11 protein-coding genes and 1 pseudogene are annotated in these 18,590 nt (G+C 58.3%); 3 read left to right on the forward strand and 9 right to left on the reverse strand.

Annotated features, from left to right (window positions below):
- Positions 1 to 26 precede the first annotated feature (26 nt).
- The 8 genes from K3F48_RS02580 to K3F48_RS02615 all read right to left on the reverse strand — a co-directional run bounded on the left by K3F48_RS02580 (position 27) and on the right by K3F48_RS02615 (position 14,675).
- Positions 27 to 2,075, reverse strand: coding sequence for a ParB/RepB/Spo0J family partition protein (locus tag K3F48_RS02580; RefSeq protein WP_222573839.1), 2,049 nt, complete (start codon positions 2,073 to 2,075; stop codon positions 27 to 29).
- Between the two features lie 142 nt (positions 2,076 to 2,217).
- Positions 2,218 to 4,278, reverse strand: coding sequence for an ATP-binding protein (locus tag K3F48_RS02585; RefSeq protein ID WP_222573840.1), 2,061 nt, complete (start codon positions 4,276 to 4,278; stop codon positions 2,218 to 2,220).
- Complete coding sequence (locus tag K3F48_RS02590; RefSeq protein ID WP_222573841.1) at positions 4,278 to 5,648, reverse strand: SIR2 family protein; 1,371 nt, start codon at positions 5,646 to 5,648, stop codon at positions 4,278 to 4,280. Before K3F48_RS02590 ends, K3F48_RS02585 begins: the two co-directional genes overlap by 1 nt.
- Positions 5,645 to 8,593, reverse strand: a complete 2,949-nt coding sequence (locus K3F48_RS02595; protein ID WP_222573842.1) for a DEAD/DEAH box helicase family protein — start codon at positions 8,591 to 8,593, stop codon at positions 5,645 to 5,647. Before K3F48_RS02595 ends, K3F48_RS02590 begins: the two co-directional genes overlap by 4 nt.
- 11 nt (positions 8,594 to 8,604) lie before the next feature.
- Positions 8,605 to 10,554: a site-specific DNA-methyltransferase gene (locus K3F48_RS02600; protein ID WP_255608038.1), complete on the reverse strand. Its 1,950-nt coding sequence runs from the start codon at positions 10,552 to 10,554 to the stop codon at positions 8,605 to 8,607.
- On the reverse strand, positions 10,554 to 11,618 hold the full coding sequence (locus K3F48_RS02605) for a phospholipase D family protein (RefSeq protein ID WP_222573843.1): 1,065 nt from the start codon (positions 11,616 to 11,618) through the stop codon (positions 10,554 to 10,556). Before K3F48_RS02605 ends, K3F48_RS02600 begins: the two co-directional genes overlap by 1 nt.
- 16 nt (positions 11,619 to 11,634) lie before the next feature.
- Positions 11,635 to 14,394, reverse strand: coding sequence for an SNF2-related protein (locus tag K3F48_RS02610; protein ID WP_255608039.1), 2,760 nt, complete (start codon positions 14,392 to 14,394; stop codon positions 11,635 to 11,637).
- 86 nt (positions 14,395 to 14,480) lie between these two features.
- Positions 14,481 to 14,675 (reverse strand): helix-turn-helix domain-containing protein, encoded by a 195-nt coding sequence (locus tag K3F48_RS02615; protein ID WP_222573845.1) that lies wholly within the window; start codon positions 14,673 to 14,675, stop codon positions 14,481 to 14,483.
- A gap of 367 nt (positions 14,676 to 15,042) precedes the next feature.
- On the opposite strand from K3F48_RS02615, the gene K3F48_RS02620 reads away from it, so the two are divergent.
- From K3F48_RS02620 to K3F48_RS02625, 3 genes and pseudogenes are all read left to right on the forward strand, one after another.
- Complete coding sequence (locus tag K3F48_RS02620; protein WP_222573846.1) at positions 15,043 to 15,339, forward strand: helix-turn-helix domain-containing protein; 297 nt, start codon at positions 15,043 to 15,045, stop codon at positions 15,337 to 15,339.
- Positions 15,336 to 15,638 (forward strand): annotated as a pseudogene (locus K3F48_RS24135) (HipA N-terminal domain-containing protein); the annotation flags it as partial. The gene K3F48_RS02620 and the pseudogene K3F48_RS24135, both read left to right, overlap by 4 nt.
- 57 nt (positions 15,639 to 15,695) lie before the next feature.
- Entirely contained in the window at positions 15,696 to 16,616 is a 921-nt protein-coding gene (locus K3F48_RS02625; protein WP_370631338.1) for a HipA domain-containing protein, read from the forward strand.
- A 1,336-nt stretch (positions 16,617 to 17,952) separates the two neighbouring features.
- On the opposite strand, the gene K3F48_RS02630 is transcribed toward K3F48_RS02625, so the two are convergent.
- Complete coding sequence (locus K3F48_RS02630) at positions 17,953 to 18,252, reverse strand: hypothetical protein (protein ID WP_222573889.1); 300 nt, start codon at positions 18,250 to 18,252, stop codon at positions 17,953 to 17,955.
- Between the last annotated feature and the right edge of the window lie 338 nt (positions 18,253 to 18,590).

An 18,590-nucleotide genomic window follows, 5' to 3' on the forward strand; every position in this document is an offset into this window, starting at 1 on the left:
AATGCGGAACGGCGCGTGACGAAACGCTATCCGGCGGGCTGTATGACGCCGGGCTCGCCCGGCGCTTCGGCCACGTCAGCCGAGAGAAAGTCCGGAAGCGCTTCGACTTCTTCTTCATCCGCCGCAGGGGCAGCCGCTTCGGGCATGCGCAGCGGCTCCGGAACCCATCCAGCGCCAGCGAGAAGGCGTTCCGCCTCCTTCGCCATGTCGCCTTTTTTCAGATGGGCGATGAGCTGCGTCGCGGCATCGCCTTTCGCCTCACGCACCGCTTCGAGAATGCGCGCCTTGGTGACGCGCCCAAGATAGTTCTCGACCGTGGGCGCCCATCCGGCCTCCGCCATATCGAGGCCGAGTTGCCGTGCAAGCTGATCGGCATGCAGATAGCGGCCCGGCGATCGATTCCCGCGTTCGTGTAGCGCATTGACGGACAGCGATGCACAATACGCAAACAGCGCGGCGCGCTGGTCGGCATCGAAGGCGAGCAGCGCATCCCACAATGCGTCCGGGCTTTTCGGAAGCTGCCGCTCCCAATGCGCATGCTTTTGATCCAGGGATTTGGTGACCGCGCTGTCCTTCAGGTCTGGCCCCTGAACCACAAGGCTCACGGTCTTGACGTTGATGTCGAGACACGTCTTCGCCGCATGATAGAAGGCGTCGAGGCAAAGAGTATGCAACACCGCGACAAAGGCGATGTCGGGCTCATTCGCCAACGCCTCGCGCAGCGCCACGGTGCGATAGGCGGTGAGCTCGGTGATCAACCGGTCAGGCAATGGCTTGATGCCGTCTTCCTCCTCAGGCTCGGCGTCCCCGTCCTCGACCTTTCCGCCGACCGTAATAATGGCGACACGCGATGCAGGATCGTCACAGACGCCTGCGTGCTTTACATCGCCCTTTACGTCGCATGCTTCGTCCTCGCGTCGGATGTAGCCGCGTTCGATCTTGACGTCGCCGTCATTATCGACGCTGAGAAAAGCGCCCGCCCGCACGACATCGGCGGGATCGTAGACGGCGGGACGCTCATCGAAGGCTTCGATCGCTTTCTCGACCTCCGCCATGCGGGCGTCGACCTCGTCCGGCACGTCCTCGCCGTCAGGGCATGAATCCGCAAGCTGTTCGAATTCCTCCTGAAGCGCATGATAGGTCTGCTGCTCCTCATCGGTCAGTTCGGGCTCTTTGCCGATGATGCGACGCAGCCGCGACGTGTGCCCATACGGAAAATCGACAGCGGCTTCGATCCATTTCCAGCCCTCGGCGTGAAGAGTCTCGGCTTCCTGACGGAGTTTGTCGGCGACGAGCCGATCGAGCAGCGCTGAATCCTGAAGCCAGCCTTCGCCATCTTCGTCGAAGAGATCGTGAACGACGGCGCCGCCAGAGGATTCGTATAACGCGAGTCCTACGAATAGTGCGCGCTTGTCCGATGTGTGAACGGCACCTTCTGTCAATTGCTGCCGGATAAGGTGCGGCGACTTATTGTAGGAGAGCGTCGCCCACACGCGTTCCTGCCGCGCATGGTCGTCCGTCACAGTGAACGCCATGAGCTGTTCGAGCGTCATCTCGTCCTCGGCGTAAAGCTCCAACAGTTTCGGCGAGACGGATGCGAGCTTGAGACGTTGCCGCACGACCGTCGCGCTGACGAAGAACCGGGTGGCGATTTCTTCCTCGCCGAGACCTTGTTCGCGCAACGTTTGAAAGGCGCGGAACTGATCGAGCGGATGCAACGCCACGCGCTGCACGTTCTCGGCCAGCGAGTCTTCCTCGGCGATACCGTCGGTGCGGATGATGCAGGGAATCGCCTGTGTCTTGCCGAGCCGCTTCTGCTTGACCAGCGATTGCAGGGCGCGGTAGCGGCGGCCTCCTGCGGGTATTTCATACATCCCGGTCGGCTCGCCGTCGGCGCCGCGAACCGGCCGCACGCTGAGGCTCTGAAGGAGCCCACGGCGTGCGATGTCCTCGGCCAGCTCCTCGACCGAAATTCCGGCCTTCACCTTCCGGACGTTCGCCTGGGAGAGAATAAGCTTGTTGAAGGGGATGTCCTGGGCCTGGTTCAGGACGATTTTCGTTTGAGCGCTTGTCATAAGAGGTCTCCTCGACGGGCCAGCCGAAAGACTCTCTCTCGACCTTCAACCCTGTCATCGAGACGCCTTCACCCTCTTACTCTTTTGGACCGCCACCTTCGGCCACGAAAACTCCCCAAATATTGCGTTGCCGTTCGTCGGTTCAGTCGCTTCCTGCCTCCTCAGCAAGATTTGGATTTTCTGTGTCGTCGTTAATCCCCCAAGCTTCCAGAACTCCAGTAAGAGGAAACCGCTCGTTCTTGATCCAATCTGCATACGGCGCAGCCGTCGTGCTCCACGGCTGTTGCTTCGGAATTTTGATCTGTACTCGCGACGGGACGTGAACGGCACTGCCAAACACGATGGCTTCACCGGAAGCCAGTACTGTAACCTGATCGAGCAGACGTTGCGCTTGTCTTGGAATGATGCGCTTAAAATGGTCGATGTCGTCGGGGTTTTGGAGTCGATGAGAGAAAAAGTTTGCGCATTGACTGATTATCGTCGGGCTTATTTCGCTTGGCCGCTGGCTGGCGACAATGAGGGACAAGCCGAACTTGCGCCCTTCCTTTGCCACCCGCTCAAACGCTTTTCTGGAAAGAGCTTGACCGCGATCCTCGCTTTGGCGGGAAGGTCGGGCATAATTGTGCGCCTCCTCCAATACGAGAACCCATGGGTTCGAATAACGCTGGCTTGCCTGCAACTTCTCCCTTGCTTCGAGCAAAATCCTGCCAATTGTCGAACAGATGAACGGCAAAGCCTCGTGCGAGAGCATAGACAGATCAAAAACAGTGATCTTCGAGGCTCCGGTTTCAAAGCCAAGGCTCCTGAACCATTTTCCCGTGCTGGTGATGCCCAACTCGTCGAAATTCGTGAAAACAGACCAGCGCCGGTCGGCCAGTCGTGTCTTTAACCGCATGCGCAGAGTCGTTAGATGCTGATCGATCTGTGAAGCCTCCTCCTGAGACGCTGCCGCTGCAAGAGTTGCCGTATTTCGAAGGGCGGCTGTCGAGAAATAAGTCGGTGTATCGCCGCTTCTGATTGATTCCGAAGAGGCTGGTGCCGTCGCAATCTTGTCCTCAACAGCGGCGATCAGCGGGACCAGCGCAGCATTGATCGCAACGCCGTTATCCACCGGTTCACCATAGAAGTTCTTGTATTCTTGTCCGGTCTTCACGAGATAAGGGGCAATCGTCGCCTTAAGCGGGCCGACGTCCAGATCGCTCCCTGAAAGGTAATTTTCGATAGCGAGGTAAATTGCCCTCGCTTGATTCTTCTTAAGGGCATTTAGCGGATACATCTGTTGGATCGAGGCCAACGCCTCCGCCATGAAGTCGGCCTCGACCTTGGCTTCGCCAGCGGATTTTCCCTTAAGAAAGGCCCACCACGCCTTTAGTACCGGTTGCTGTGTCTGTTCGGACGCACTGAGCCACTCGCAAATTTCCTCCGAGTTCATCAGCCAGATCGGGACCGACAGCTTCTTGCCATTGACGTAGGCCTGATTTGGTTCTGGCGTATATGTCCGATGCTCCTCCGACAGGAATGCGTTGGCATATTCGCCATTGATGTCGAGGATGAAAATGTGGGGATCGCGTGCCCCCGCAGCGTTTACTTTTTCATTTTCGAGCACGCCGCGTAGAAGGCTGGCGACGGTATAAGACTTGCCGGACCCTGTGTTACCGACAATCGCAAGCGGGCGCGAGAAGAGGTCATTAAACGAGGCTTTGACTCGCGTGTTTTCGTCGCCGGTCTGATGACCAAGCTCCAGGGCAAAATCGAAGTCGCCGTCCGTCCAGCCCTGAGGGCGGTTGCGTTTTGGAGGCTGGCCAAAAACGCAGGATAGTATCTCCGGGTTGGCGACCTCTGCAGGGGTGTCCAGTGTGGGCAGCATCGTGATTCCGGCATCGAATATCCATTGGCTCCTGCCCACCTGCCGGATGGTTCCAAGCAATTGCACGGACGCAATTCGCCGTGGTTTCGTCAACTCAAGAGATAGTTCGTCGTCCTGAGTAGGATCGTAGCTCTCGCGGGCTTCAAGATCCGAGAGGTTGCCGATGGCATGGGACCCGGCACCAAGGTCAAATGTTAAGAAGGAGTTGATGGCGACGGCCCGTTGGACGCCGTCCAGTGTTGCCCGCGATGAAGATTTGGCGTCCGGGGCAAGTTCGACCTTCAGGCGAAAGCCGCTGACGGAAACAACGTGCCCGATGACGCGCGACTGCTCCATCAAGCCTCCACCGGCCCGTCTTTGGCCTTCTTGAGCTGATCTTCGAAAGCCCGTAGGCGCTTATAGTCGTCAAGCCACTTCACATCGGGCATGACGTTTTGCGCGAAGTCGGCGAAGGTCGCGAGCTTGTAGGAGCATCCACGACCAGCTTCGACTCGCTCTGAAAGGACGAACGCTCGCTGACCGAGGCTCTGATATCTCTTCACTCGTTCGATGATGGGAGCCGATGGATTCGGTTCGACAATCAGCATGACCAACGAAGGATTCATCAGAGCGGTTTCAATGATGCGCGTGACGTGGTCGTCACCAAATCCGTACCCCGCGACAATCAAGAAGGTCTGCGGTTGATTCAAACGGGCGTGGAAGAGCCGGAACAAGTGAGCATACGGCATGTCCAGAGTTTGCGTAAACTTCTGGCAGGTCGGTAATATACCGAATGACTCGATGGTGTCGAACTCCGCGCTGACAAGCATTGCGGCCTTACCTTTGGGCTCCGCAGCACGATAGGCTTGGGCAAAGGCTAAATCCTGGTGCTGCGCCCTGAAGCGATCCGCCTCGTCCATTCGCCAGTGGATCGAGCCGTGCAACTTGTAGAACTGAAGAAACTTATCGAAGCGGCGCACCCGCCCTTCGGCGACATCTCCCGGATAGTATACATCAAGACCATACACGGCGGGATCGAAACGAGAGTTGGCTTTCCCAGAAAATCCATCGAAATATTGAATGCCTAACTCTTCCATAGCCTGCTCGAAAAGCGTGTCATAGTTGAGCGTGAAAAGGTGAGTTCGCCCGAGCGTAGCATCTCGTGCAATAAGCTTTGCAAGAAACGGAATGTGGCCTGACGATTCCCCTGCGGTATTGGCGCCAGATAGTTCGCCACGATCTAACTCAAGTGCGCATTCGGCAAATATTGCTTTTTCGATAAGCCGTCGAAGCTCCTTCTCGCCGGTAGCAGTGAGCAAAACATCATCTTTCCAATAAACGGCTTTAATGGGTGATTTATTGCTGCTTGATAAGCTGGATGCATTAAAGACATAGCCAAGCCACTCTTCGAAATTGCCCGAGCCGAAATGATTGGTCTTTTTCCAGGCAATAACGGCTTTGGCTTCGTCAGTTAGTGGACAGCTTTCGACCGCTTCAAGAACCAAGCATTCAAGATTATTTACACTTGGCCCCGTCATCAGTCGGCCACCGGCCCCCACGGAACATCCCGCAGCGGTGAGGACAACCACGTTCTCCATCCGCAGCCAGTCGGCGAGCAGCGCCTGAATGCGTCGCAGGCCATCTTCCTTGCTTTTACCAGCAAGGAGATCTGCGCTCTCTCCCGCCGATACAGGGGAGATCAACTGGTACGGACACAGCTCGATCAAAATATCACCTCCGCTAACGAAGTGACGACACTGAAATCCACCCCGATTGTTTCAAAATGCCTGCGACCACAGGCGATTTTCTGGTTTTCTTTCGTGCGCCGTTCCTCCGAATCCAGCGTGCTTTTGGTCTCACGCACGAAATAGAGCTTCTCTTCACGCTCGGTGACGAAGGCCCAATCGGGATTGTACGAACCGATGGGTGTGTCGATCTTGAACCATGATGGAAGCTTGACGAAGAGCTTGACCGCTTCGTTGTGGTCCAGATCGCGAGCAAATTGCTTCTCGACCTCGGATTCGTATTCGATGGCGTCGAACAGAGATTTTTCCCGGTTCTGCACCTCGTAGAGGTTACTCAAATACCGGATAATTCCTTCTTCGGCGTCTTGTTCGATACGGCTTTGCTCCCAGTAGGCCCCGGCCACTTTCTCATATTTGATACCTTCCAGCATCAGGTCGTGCAGCGCACGCGAAATTTCCTTCGCGACCGCCGCCATGAATGCCTGCGGATTGATCTTGAACTCAGGCAACCGCCCGGAGCGCTTCAATACCTCGGCGAGTGTGTGCCGAGTCAGCTCGGTTTCCTTCTGTAAGAAGGCGAGAATGTCGGGCAGCACCCTGACTGGTTCCGCGTCACGCATGCGCGTGGCAATCTGCTTGTCCGCCGACACGCCCGCGTCGGTAATATCCACCTCGGCCACAGTGGTTGCGATGCGCGGCGCCTTGATCGGCTCGATCTGCCTTATGCGAGCCAGTGCGCGGTCGATCAGGTCGGCGGTGTTAAAAGTCACGCGGTAGCGCGTGCGAGGTTTGATCTTCTCCCAAAGTTTCTGGAAATCCTCGCTCAATTGGACTTCCTTGCGGAATTTCACCTCTCGCCGATCCCGGGCGTTGACGATACGGTTCTTGAAGACCTTACTGTTGATCGCGTCCGTGATCGCGGCGCGAAGGTCTTCGTAGCCCTTGGGCACTTTCAGCTCGAAGTGCGGGTTCTTTGGGTCGAACTTATCCAGAATGTCACCATCGGCGCTGATGTATTCGCCCGCGACGAGGCTGGCCCATATCTTCCTCGACTCGTCCTGCCCGATCTCGGCTTCGGTTCCGTCCTCGGCGCGTCGAACGAGCTTGGCAAAAGCGATCTTTTCGATCTTGCCGAAGCGAATGCCGAAATCCTCCTCGAATTCGGTCTGGAGTGATCGTGCGAACTCTTCATAAGACTCGTTGGCTATGACGGTCAGGCGGTTGACGGTTTCATCATGCACGCGCTCCCCCGCCGCGTTGACAGGCAGGCGCAGGCCGCGCCCGATCTCCTGCCGCTTCTTGTCGGCGGACTGGGTCTCATTGAGGGTGCAAATCTGGAAGACGTTTGGATTGTCCCACCCCTCCCGCAATGCGGAATGGGAGAAGATGAAGCGCAGGGCCACGGCGGGGTCGAGCAGCCGCTCCTTGTCCCGCATGATGAGGTTGTAGGTATTCTCGTCGTCGGCGGTATTGCCACGCGTGTCCTTGGCGTGGCCCTGCTTATCCTGCGAGAAATAGCCGTTGTGAACCTCGGCAACGTCAAAGAGGATCAAGTCTTTGTAAATCGGCTTGGCGGTCAGCTCACGATAGGCTTCCTCGAACCATTGGCCGATCTTGCCCAGGCTGGTGGTACCGCCCTCGTTGTAGATTCGGTAATTGGCGACGCGGTCGATGAAAAAGAGCGAGAGAACCTTGATGCCCTTGCCCTTGAGTGCACGCTCCTTCTTGAGGTGCTGCTCTACGGTCTCATAGACCTGAGCCTTCATGATGTCGTCAGCCTGGCCTCCGGTTTCCTGTCCGAGCTCAAGGAACCGGCCCTGATTGAATTCGACATATTCCGCGCCTGGGGTGCAGTCGATGTTCTGCACGATGTAGCCGTTGCGGTACGCCTCGCGCTCACCGGACTTCACGAACAGGTCGTCGCCCTGCTTGACCCACATCTTGGTCGGCTTGGGTCCAGACTTGCCTTCCTTGTGAATCTCGACGCGGGCGCGGATGCCGTTGGTGTTGTCCGTGGCGATCAGCTTGACATAAGCATCGTTGAAGTTGTCGTCGGAGCGGACCGACGCGACCTCGATCCGCTTCACGAGGCGCAGGTCGTAGGCCCGAATAGGATCGAGCTTGTAGACGAGGTTGTAGGGGTTCTTGTGCGTTGCGCTGTAGCGCAGCGTCACCATCGGGTTGAGATTGCCGATGGCCTTGCGCGATTTTTCGGTCGTATCGACGCTCTGCGGCTCGTCGATGATGACGATGGGGCTGGCGGCCTGAATGAACTCGATGGGCCGCCGCCCGGACATGCGGTCGTTCTCGCGGTTGATGACGTTGAGCTTCTTCAGCTCGTCCTCCGTCATGTCCGCTAAATCCTTGTCGGCCACATCCTTCTGGAAAGATTGGATGTTGATGACCATGATCTGAATCTGGTTGCTGGTGGCGAACTGGCGCACCTTGCCGAGGCGCTTGCTGTCGTAAACGAAGTGGTCGAACGGCGCTTTGTCGTAGAGTGTCTGGAAATGCTCCTTCATCATGTCGATGCTTTTGAGCACGCCCTCGCGGATGGCGACGCTCGGCACGACGATGATGAATTTTTTGAAGCCGTAGGTCTTGTTCAGTTCGAAAATGCTGCGCAGGTACACATACGTCTTGCCGGTGCCGGTTTCCATTTCGACGGAGAACTCGCGCCCTGCAAATGCCGCGACCTTCTCGATCCCGTTGGTTTCCTGAAGCCGGTGAACGTTCTTAAGGATTTCATCGTCCGGCAGGTTGAGTCGGTTGCCCATGCCAAGCTCGTTCTGGAACAGCCCGCCGATCTGGATGGACTGCAATGCCATCGCACCGGTCTGCACGAAGGGCTGGCCATCGAACACGCCGACGACGGAATTGATCGCGTCTTGCTGATATTGAAGGGAGGGGTCGAATTTGAGCTTCACGCCATGCCCCCTCAAACCGTCTTGAAGACGATTTCGGATTCCTCGGCCTCGGCCCGCGCCCGGAAGGTCTGAACCGCGTTCGCCTTGAGCTGGTCGTTGCCCTTGAAGCCTTCGTCCAGACAGATGACCTGCAACGGGTTTGCCTCCGCCAGAGCATCGATCAGTTCCGACGTGATCTCCTTCTCAAGGCAAATGAGCATCGTACCGTCCTGGATAGAGAACACCTCCTTGCCCGCAAGCTTGATCGCTTTGACCTCGGTGGTCAGAGGGAAGCCGGCCTTGAGCAGCAATTCGTAGAGAACGTCTTCGCTAGTGCTGGCAGCCGAAAGGTGATCGACGTGGAACTCCAACTGTTGAGCAAGTTCGTCGGTATCGGCAGCACCGTTTCCGTTCCACAGCTTAAAATTGGAGCGGTCGAGGCTTAGCACCTTGAAGCCGAGGTCCGTGTGCCTTCTCCGCTCCAGGTCGAACATGCCAGCCGGCTGTTCCTGCCACTTCTTGATAACCCGACGAATCCTCTCCTTGCCAATTTCCGCTATGGTACGGAAACCTGCTTTCGCAGCGTTCGACGTTTCGTCGGTCGGCTCCGGAAGTTGCACGACGATGAACCTCCGGCTGCCGCCGTCCTCGACGTTCTGCTCGATCACCGCCTGCGCTGTGGCGCAGGAGCCTGCGAAAAAGTCCAGCACGATGTCGCCGGGGCCGTTGCAGGCGTGGTCGATCACCCTGCGGATCAGCTGAACGGGTTTGGGATTGTTGAACACCTTGCCGGGGATCAATGTGTCAAGGTCTCGCGTCCCCTCGTCGGTGTGGCCGGCATAGTCATGCGCCCAGAAGTTGACGGGTGTGAGCCCCCTTGCTTCTGAAAGGAACATCTTGATCGACGGGACGGCCGCCCTCCCGTCCGGTCCCCAGTAGAGCCGATTGTCGGCCAATAGCTCATGAAAGGCTTCTTCCGAGCGTCGCCAGGCATTTGTGGTTGGAAGCACGACGCCGCCGGTGTTCGGATTCTTGAGCGGATAGCAGAGGTTCGGACGGTCCTGCGGGGATGCAGGATTGAGGAATGAAGCGCCCTTCCAAACGCCCCGCGGATCGTTGTCGGGATTTGTATAGCGCGCATCGGCCTCCTCGGTGCGCGGCAGCAGACTGACCTCAAATGCCTCTGATTTAGCGTAGACTAATAGATGTTCAACGACAGTCGTGAAATCGACCGTGTTGTTGCTGCGCGTGTACCGCTTCTGCCAAGCAATGTCGGCCTTGAAATTCTCCTCGCCGAAAATCTGATCGCACAACTCCCGCAAGCGACTCAATTCGTGGTCGTCGATGGAGATGAAGATAACGCCGTCGTCGCGAAGAAGATTCCGCGCAAGATAGATGCGCGGGTACATCATATTGAGCCAGTTGGAATGGTATCGCCCAACCGTATCCGTGTTAGTGGAGAAGCGGCGTCCCTCGGCATCGGCCTGACTGGTGTAGGCGAGATAAGTCTCTAGTGTTTCCGCATATTTGTCTGGATAGATAAACTCTTGGCCAGTATTGTATGGCGGATCAATATAGATCAGCTTAATCTTGTCAAAGTACGCCTTCTGCAAAAGTTTCAGGACTTCCAGGTTGTCTCCCTCGATGAAGACATTGCCGGTGACCTCGAACCCCACCGAGTCGGTGCGCTTTGGTTTTAGAGTCGCTACGCTCGGCTGCTGAATGATTTTCATGCACTGGGCTTTGCCAGGCCATGACAGACCAAATCGCTCCTGGCCGGCCTCAACTCTATCGCCCAACGCTCGCTTCAATTGCTCAAAGTCGATCTGTCCCTCGGCGAGGCACTCTGGCAGCGTCTGCGCGAGGAAATTGCGCAAGAGGGCGCGTTTGCGGTCCGCGACATCGTCGGATGTCAAAGCGAGCCTTGCCGGGCTGCCCGATTCCATGCCGGCGAGCGGCACTTCTTTATCTTCTACAATCATCAGTACCAGCCATACAATCTCGTGGGCGTGCGGCCCCACGTGCCAAGCGCGAGCGAACGATCTACAACGTCCATGAGAGGCTGCCCGGGCTTCAATATCTCGAACGACAGGACGCCCGCCTCGTCGTGCTCGACGTAGGCAATGCCTGTCTTGTTTGCGCGAGCCCAATCGACCATTGGCGCTGCATTGGGGACGTTCAGGCGAAACATACCGTTGTCTTCGTAGAACCTGAACTTGAAGGTGCGGGTGATCCCGTCAGCGCAAAGTATGTCGATGGAGCCATCTTTGGATGGCTTTCCAAAAACTCTGCGGAGCACAAGCCCGGCCTCTTTGGGAAACTCAACCTGCAAGTTATATTCGCCCGTGAATGACTGAAGCCCCGCCCAGGCAACGGAAGCAGCCGTCTCCGATATGGCTTTCTCGGCAGTCTTGGGCGGTGTCGCGGTCTTTGGCGGGGTGCCGGCGGCGGTGGTCTTGAGAGACCTGTCCACAACTCCGAGCGTCACAAGGTCTTCAGGTCTGCGGTGACGATTCCGAAGCGCGAAATATTTCTCGTAGTCTTTCAGTTTCGCCTTAGTCAGGGGCACACCGAGTTGCCAACAATCAAGCCAAGCCCGAGCGGCGGAGTCTCGGCTGTGAGGCGCAACGCTCCAAAACGCGCATTCGCCATTCCTGGAGAACGCGCCGAGGCTGAGATTCTGTGATCCTGCAATGACAAGCGAGAGACCATCGACGCCCTTTGTCTCATCGAAGCTGTTGGCGCCAACGTACAGTTTGGGATGGAAGGTGCCGGGCAGACTGTCAACGACTCTAACCCCCCATCCGCTATCCATGGCAGTCTGAAGCGCCTTCGGATGAGTCACACCGTCTTTCGTGTCGGCAACGAGCCTGACTTCGTCGACACCTCCTTCATCAAGAATGCTCTTCACGAGATTGAATCCCGACGCGGACACATATGCCACGGCGAGGCCCACGACGGACGGCTTGGTGTGCAGGATGTGCTTCCTAAGAAGCGCCTTGTATGTATTGCCACTAATGCCCGTTGTGACGACTGAACTTGTCATTGCGTGTGCGCCCCCATCACACTATCTTAAACCTAATGGCGAATAGCTCCTCGTCGGACACGCTCTGTCCGAGGCGCTCTTCCACCTGATCCAGAAGACCGTCCTTCTGAACCTCAATATCCTTCGCGGCGGCGTCATAGGCGCGCCATGCTTCATCGCGCCTGGCTTCCAGTGCACGGGCCTGCCGTTGCAAGGCCAGCTTATCCGGCAGATTGCCGGTCTGGCGGATCGCCTTCTTGAGCGCCTTGATCTGCTCGTCCAGCTCTTTCATGTCCGCCTTCAGCCCAGCGCGCTTGTCCTCCGCCCAGTTGTCGAGCTTATCCATTTCCTCGTCGAACCATGCGGATTGCCGCGCGGCCATGTCGTCCAGGATGGTCTTACGCGCGCTTTCGACGCTCTGCTTGACCGGATCGGACAGGGTCAACTCTGCGGCGCCGTTGATACGGGCTGGAAGCTCGAAGAGGCGCATGGCATCCTTCGGATCGAGCCGTCCACCGTCATCCGTAATCGCCGCCAGAATGATGTGATCCTGATCGTCGGTCCCGCGTACCGAAACCTTGTGCGCGACGAGCGTACCGCCCCTGCCGACAAATCGCTCGATAGCAACGGCCGTCTGCGGCCATGCCGCGTAATCGAACACGACGGACGCGCCGTTGAGCTTGCGCGTCGCGGCCATAGATAAAAGGTGCTGCGCCAGAGGATGGCCGAGCCGATAGCGGTGTCCGTCGATACCGTGACGGGCCATGAAATAGATGCCCGGCGCGACGTTGATCCCGGCAGGCGAGCCTTTGAGGGTGAAGGTGAAATAGTCGTCGTCGAACTTGGCCTGCTTTCCGAGTTCGTGCTTTGTCACTGCCCAGAGCATCCGTGCGTAGCGGTCGAGATATTCCTTGCTCTGGCTCATATTGATCTTGAGGCGGTCATGAACCTCGGCATCGAAGTTTTCGAGGAGCTTACGGCGCGTGTCCTCCATGGTGACGGTAATGTTGGAGTCCATTTCGGTACGCAGCCGTTCGAACTCCGCCTCGATGTCCTCGGTCGAACGGCAATTCTGATAGATGGAGACGATGCGCTTCTCGAACTCGACGCCGGATTCGATAGCGCCAAGCACTTCGTCGCTCGCGCCAAACACGCCTGAAAAGAGCTTGAATTTCTCGGCAAGCAATTCGTACACGCGCTGGTCTGCTGCATTGTTTTTATTGAGGAAATTGACCACTACCACGTCGTAGCGCTGGCCATAGCGGTGGCAACGCCCGATACGCTGTTCGATACGCTGCGGATTCCAGGGCAGATCATAGTTGACCGCCATGGAGCAGAACTGGAGGTTGATGCCCTCGGCGGCAGCCTCGGTCGCGATCATGATCGAGGCTTTTTCGCGGAAGTAGTCGACGAGCGCCGCCCGCATGTCGGCGGTACGCAAGCCGGTCACACGGTCGGTTCCTTTATGGCGTTCGACCCACGCCCCGTAGATCGCCTTGGACTGCGCGTCGGAATTCGAGCCGTTGAACAGGACGAGCTTGCCGTCGTAGCCGTTCGCGCCAAGCAGGCGTACAAGATATTCCTGGGTGCGCCGGGACTCGGTGAAGATGATGGTCTTTTCGGCCCCGCCCAGTTCCAGCGCCTTGGCGAACCCGGCGCGCAGCGCGCTGAGGAGCGCTTGCCCCTTGGCGTTTTCGGAAATTGAAACCGCAAGGTCGCGGAAGGCCCGCAGATCGGCGATCTCCCGCTCGATGTTGGCGATGTCGTCGGGCGTCAGAAGTTCGGATTCTTCGCCTTCTTCTTCCCATTCGTCCGCGACGTCCTCATATTGTTCGTAGTCCTCGGCGATTTCCTCTTCGAGCTTGTGGCGTAGGTGTTTGTCGTCCCGAAGCTGGCGCTCCAGCTTACGTGCAAGGGAATCGAGCGCACCGGCAATGGCGAAGGTCGAAGACGCCAGCAGCTTACGCATGATGAGGGTCATCAGCGAACGCTGGCTCGACGGCAGGGCTTGCAACGAGGGCCGCCGCAGATAATCGGACACCATGTCGTAAAGCTTCTGCTCCGCCTCGGTCGGCATGAACTCCTGCGGTATGGGGATGCGGTTGGTGTAGCGGATATATTCAAGCACCTGCCGCCGCAAGGTGCGGTGGCAGACGGGCTTGAGGCGGCCTTTCAGCTCGTCGAAGAGATTATCGCCCGCAAGACGTGCATACTGGGCGCGAAAACTCTTGGCATCGCCGAAGGCATAATCGTCGACCAAGCTTACAAGCCCGTACAGCTCCATGAGCGAGTTCTGAAGCGGAGTTGCCGTGAGCAGTACCTTGGGGGCGTTGGCAAGCGCGCCTTTCAGCGTCTTGCCGATGCGATTGTCGAGCCGATAGACATTGCGCAGCCGGTGCGCCTCGTCGATCACCACCAAATCCCACGGGATCACCATCAGCTCGTCGGCATGCCGGGCGGCGAACTGGAACGAACAAATGACAAGGGCCTTCTGCTCGAAGGGCCGGCGCATGCCGTCCTTGGCCATCTTGTTGTAATTGCGCGCCTCGAGGATCACCGATGGAAGAAAGAACTTTTCCGCGATTTCTTGCGCCCATTGTTTACGGAGGTTCGCAGGCGTGACGACAAGGATGCGGCGGCGGCCTTCTGTCCATTTCTGTGCAAGGACAAGTCCGGCCTCGATGGTTTTACCAAGGCCTACTTCGTCAGCGAGAATTGCGCCCTTGGACATCGGGGACTTGAACGCGAACAACGCCGCCTCGACCTGATGGGGGTTGAGGTCGACCTGAGCATCCATGAGAGCGCCAGCCAGCTTCTCGGCATCCGCAACGGAATGCCGCCTGCCCAGTTCATGAGCGAATAGCTTGGCGTGGTACTCTGTTATCACTTGTCGTTGCCCCCTTGCTGCTCCTCAACCTTGCGTCTGATCCACCTTGCAATTTCCTGCCGCTCAAAACGCCATGATCCCCCGACCTTGAAACCGGGAACCTTGCCTGCCGAGGCCAGCTTGTAGGCGGTCTTCTCATTGATCTTGAGAAGTTCCGCTACCTCCCGGATCGTCAGGATTTCGTCGTTCATGCGTCCAAGCCGCAGGTTGATTCGAAAGAGAATAGGCGAAAATTAGAGAAAATCCGAGAGGAAGATCGACACCTTTGCACGCTATCGTTGTGGCGCGGTCCGACTGGATCATTCAGGAAAGTCCCTGCCGATAGAGGTCGACGAGCATCTTTGCTGGGGGCGTTCAATGGCCGCATTAGGCGCATAGCCTCTACGAGGACGCCTATCGACCGGACGAAATCACAGAAGCGCAATCCGACACGATGCCGGGCGGCATTGCACGATTTAAATACCGGTCACCGAAGCTACAGCGCAGTGTCACCGATCATTTACATATTGACATGTCACCGTACGATGTCATATAGATGTGTGATCGAATGGTGTCATTATGAATGTCCGAACTGCTCTCGAACTGGGCGCTGCGATCCGCGAGCGCCGCCGCCAGTTGAACCTCGACCAGGATAGACTGGCGAAGATCGTCGGCGTGAGCCGGAAATGGATCATCGACGTCGAGAAAGGCAAGACGCGTGCGGAGATCGGGCTGATTTTGCGTACACTCGACGCCCTGGGGATCAGCGTGTCGCTCGACACAACGGAAACCGGGGTGTCCGGAGCCAATACCCCCGACGCGATCGAAACGCCCGACATCGACAGCGTCCTTGATCGGACGCGGGATCGCCGATGACAGCCGAACTCCTCGCTCTCGCTAATGGCCGCAAAGTCGGGCGCGTGATCCGCGATCAGCGCGGGCGTCTGGCCTTCGTCTACGAGGAGACATGGCGCGCCGCACAGGGCGCCTATCCGCTTTCGCTCTCGATGCCGCTCACGGCGGAGAAGCACGGTCATCAGCCGATCGACGCATTCCTGTGGGGGCTGCTGCCCGACAATGAAGCCGTGCTCGCCCGGTGGGCGCGGCGGTTTCAGGTGTCGGCGCGCAATCCCTTCGCGCTTCTCTCCCATGTCGGCGAGGATTGCGCCGGCGCCGTTCAGTTCGTCCGCCCCGACAGGGTCGATGCGATCCTCGGCGAGGAGCGTGGCGCTGTGGAATGGCTGAACGAGGCGGACATCGCCGAACGCCTGAGAACCCTTCGGGCCGACCATGCCGCATGGCGAGCGCCCAGCGACACGGGGCAGTTCAGCTTGGCGGGAGCCCAGCCCAAGACGGCTCTTCTTTGCGAGAACGGGCGATGGGGCGTCCCGTCGGGACGAACGCCGACGACCCATATCCTCAAGCCGCCTACCGGCGAATATGACGGCCATGCCGAGAACGAGCATCTCTGCATGTCGCTCGCCAGCCGGCTCGGCCTGCTCACGGCGCGTTCACGCGTCCAATGGTTTGGCGACGAGGTCGCCATCGTGATCGAGCGCTATGACCGGGATTGGACAGATTCGGCGATCATCCGGGTTCATCAGGAGGATTTTTGCCAGGCGCTGGCGATTCCGCCGACGCGCAAATACGAGAATGAGGGCGGGCCGGGCGCACGCATGGCCGTCGATCTCCTGCGAACCGTGTCGGGCCGGCCCCAGGAAGATGTGCAACGCTTCGTCGAGGCCGTCATTTTCAACTGGCTGATCGCGGGGACGGACGCGCACGCGAAGAACTATTCGCTGCTGATCGGCGCCCAAGGGCGGGCGCGGCTTGCCCCGCTCTACGACATCGCCAGCATCCTGCCTTACGGCTTCGATCCCCACCGGGTGCGTCTGGCGATGAAAATAGGCGACACGTACAAGCTCCGCGACATCGGCGCGCCGCAATGGCGAAAATTCGCCGGGCAGCTTCGGCTGAATGGCGACGAAGTGTTGCACCGGATTCGGGAAATGGCGGCGATGCTCCCCGACCATCTGGCGGATGTGCGCCGGACCGCCGAGTCCGACGGAATCGCCCATTCGATCATGGCCAGGCTTTCTGACGCGCTGACAGAACGCGCCGACCGGTGCCGCAAGGCCATTGGTGAGTTATAGAACGGCGTTCTATCGCTCATGACAGAAACGGCGGCAGGTTTTTGAGACGGTGCCCCCGCATGCGTGGGGCCAAGAACAACCGCCTTTCTTGGGTCATCTCATTTCTTGGGGCCCATTCGCCACCCGATAGCCCTTCAGCGAGAGGGCATTTTATAACTTTCCCGCGCTTGAAGAACGCGAAAGTTATAAATGGCGCTCCGCCTGTCGACGCTGGCGACGGACATAGGCGCCACGGTGCTCAGGCATGCCGTGCCCATACATCGCGCACTATCTCTATCCACGCACCTGTCTCTCTGCCGCAAGCGCGCTTGCTCGGCCCGACCCGCGACGGCCACGCAAGGCCGTTGGTGAGTTATAGAACGGCATTCTATCGCTCACGAAATGGAACGGGTAACAGACTGGCCCAACCCCGGAGCCTGCCAGGACACGCAAAAGGCTGCTCACCTTTTCGGGAAAAGCGGAACGCTCTCGATGTTCGCTTTTTTGGCCGATTCTTTGTCAGCCATAACATCATGAACTTGATTGAAGAATTGAAATTCATCCAGCTTTTTTGGCCGAACCTTTGGCCGATCTCACGAAGCGCGTCTTTACCGGTCGGCGCTATCACCGCAGATGCTGTCGACAAGGTGCGGAGCCTGTTTGCTCGACGATGGGCGAATTCGATTAAGGCGATCCGTCATTCAGAGGTTCGAAACCCGTGAGGCGCTTCCAACCTCCTGTCCAACAGGAATGTCCAACCTAGCGTCCCACATCGGCGCGGAGGCACACTCAAAAAACAGTTGATTTTCCACACAAACCTGTGTAATTTGTCAATGAAAACAAGCTCTTCGCCCGCTCCAAAATAACTCAAGAAAATCCAGCAATTATGCGAGGGCTGCTACAAAGCGGCCTTTCTCGCATTTTGCGTGGTGTCCACATGGTGTCCACCAAGGCCGAATCCGAGGCTTCCTTCTCCGGGGCGTTCGCGCCACCCGTCAGCCGCGTATTTGTGGCTTTTCCGCCCTCGCCTGTGAATCTCGTCGAACGGACTGCAAAAAAATGCCCTAGGATACGCCGGACTCAGCAATTTTGACCGATTGACCGTCCACGAAGACCGGTGTCGCCTCGCGGTCTGCCGCACTCTCATGCGTGCCTGACAAAAATGCAGACGTGACGCTATGCGTTTAAACGTTTCTGTGCCCTCCCTAAACGGTGAAAGCCCTTTTGTAGAAACCGCTTAGGTCTATAAATTACCAGCCGTACCGCGTTGGTGGGGCATCGATGGCCGCAGAGAAATGCGACCGTCAAAGGTGCGGATGATCTGCACATACCCCTCATGTTCAAGCAATGCTGGACCTCAATCCTTAGATATCCAGAGGACCCCGGAGGCCTCACGTACCGTCCAAGTCGCAGCATTGCCGAACTGGTCAATGATTTGCAGAGCGCCGGGAGGAAGTCCGCATCCCTTGTTTGTGACGGCGGAGGGCTTCGACGCGAGCGCCCGCGCGCGCAGGCGAGAGGCGTCGACGCCGAGCCGCGTCAGCGCCAGGACGACCGCCTCCGCCCGCTGCTTCGACAGCTTCCTGGCGTCGCCATGGACGGCGACGATCGCTCTGGCGCGGGGATGGGTCGCCAGAACATCGGCGATCGTCTGCAATCGCATCTCGCGCAGTGGGTTGCAGGCCGGCTCCGCGCGGCTCGAACGCCACGCCGTCGAGCTCGAACCAGGCGAGCTTTCGCGCTGGCGGCGTTTCGCGCTCGAGGTAGGCGCGCAGCTTCGACTCCACCGCTTCGCTCGCGGCGACGCCGGATCGCGCATCGGTCTTCGGCGCTTCGGCGGGTCGCTCGGTGACCGAGGGCGCCGGCTCGCGCCGTGCTGGCGGAGATGGCGGCGTCTCGGCGATGGGGAAGCGCGGCCGCCAGTCGAGCCACGCCAGCCCCGCCGCGATCGCCAGCGCGGCGGCCGTCGCACCCGCCAACGCCAGACCTCTCGAT

The sequence above is a fragment of the Methylosinus sp. Sm6 genome (assembly GCF_019802345.1).
In the GTDB taxonomy this organism is placed as follows: Bacteria; Pseudomonadota; Alphaproteobacteria; order Rhizobiales; family Beijerinckiaceae; genus Methylosinus.

Bases quoted from the DNA above. Each gene is read 5' to 3' on its own strand.
- K3F48_RS02580 (WP_222573839.1), bottom strand. From the start codon at position 2,075: ATGACAAGCGCTCAAACGAAAATCGTCCTGAACCAGGCCCAGGACATC.
- K3F48_RS02585 (WP_222573840.1), bottom strand. From the start codon at position 4,278: ATGGAGCAGTCGCGCGTCATCGGGCACGTTGTTTCCGTCAGCGGCTTT.
- K3F48_RS02600 (WP_255608038.1), bottom strand. From the start codon at position 10,554: ATGATTGTAGAAGATAAAGAAGTGCCGCTCGCCGGCATGGAATCGGGC.
- K3F48_RS02605 (WP_222573843.1), bottom strand. From the start codon at position 11,618: ATGACAAGTTCAGTCGTCACAACGGGCATTAGTGGCAATACATACAAG.
- K3F48_RS02610 (WP_255608039.1), bottom strand. From the start codon at position 14,394: ATGGATGCTCAGGTCGACCTCAACCCCCATCAGGTCGAGGCGGCGTTG.
- K3F48_RS02615 (WP_222573845.1), bottom strand. From the start codon at position 14,675: ATGAACGACGAAATCCTGACGATCCGGGAGGTAGCGGAACTTCTCAAG.
- K3F48_RS02620 (WP_222573846.1), top strand. From the start codon at position 15,043: ATGAATGTCCGAACTGCTCTCGAACTGGGCGCTGCGATCCGCGAGCGC.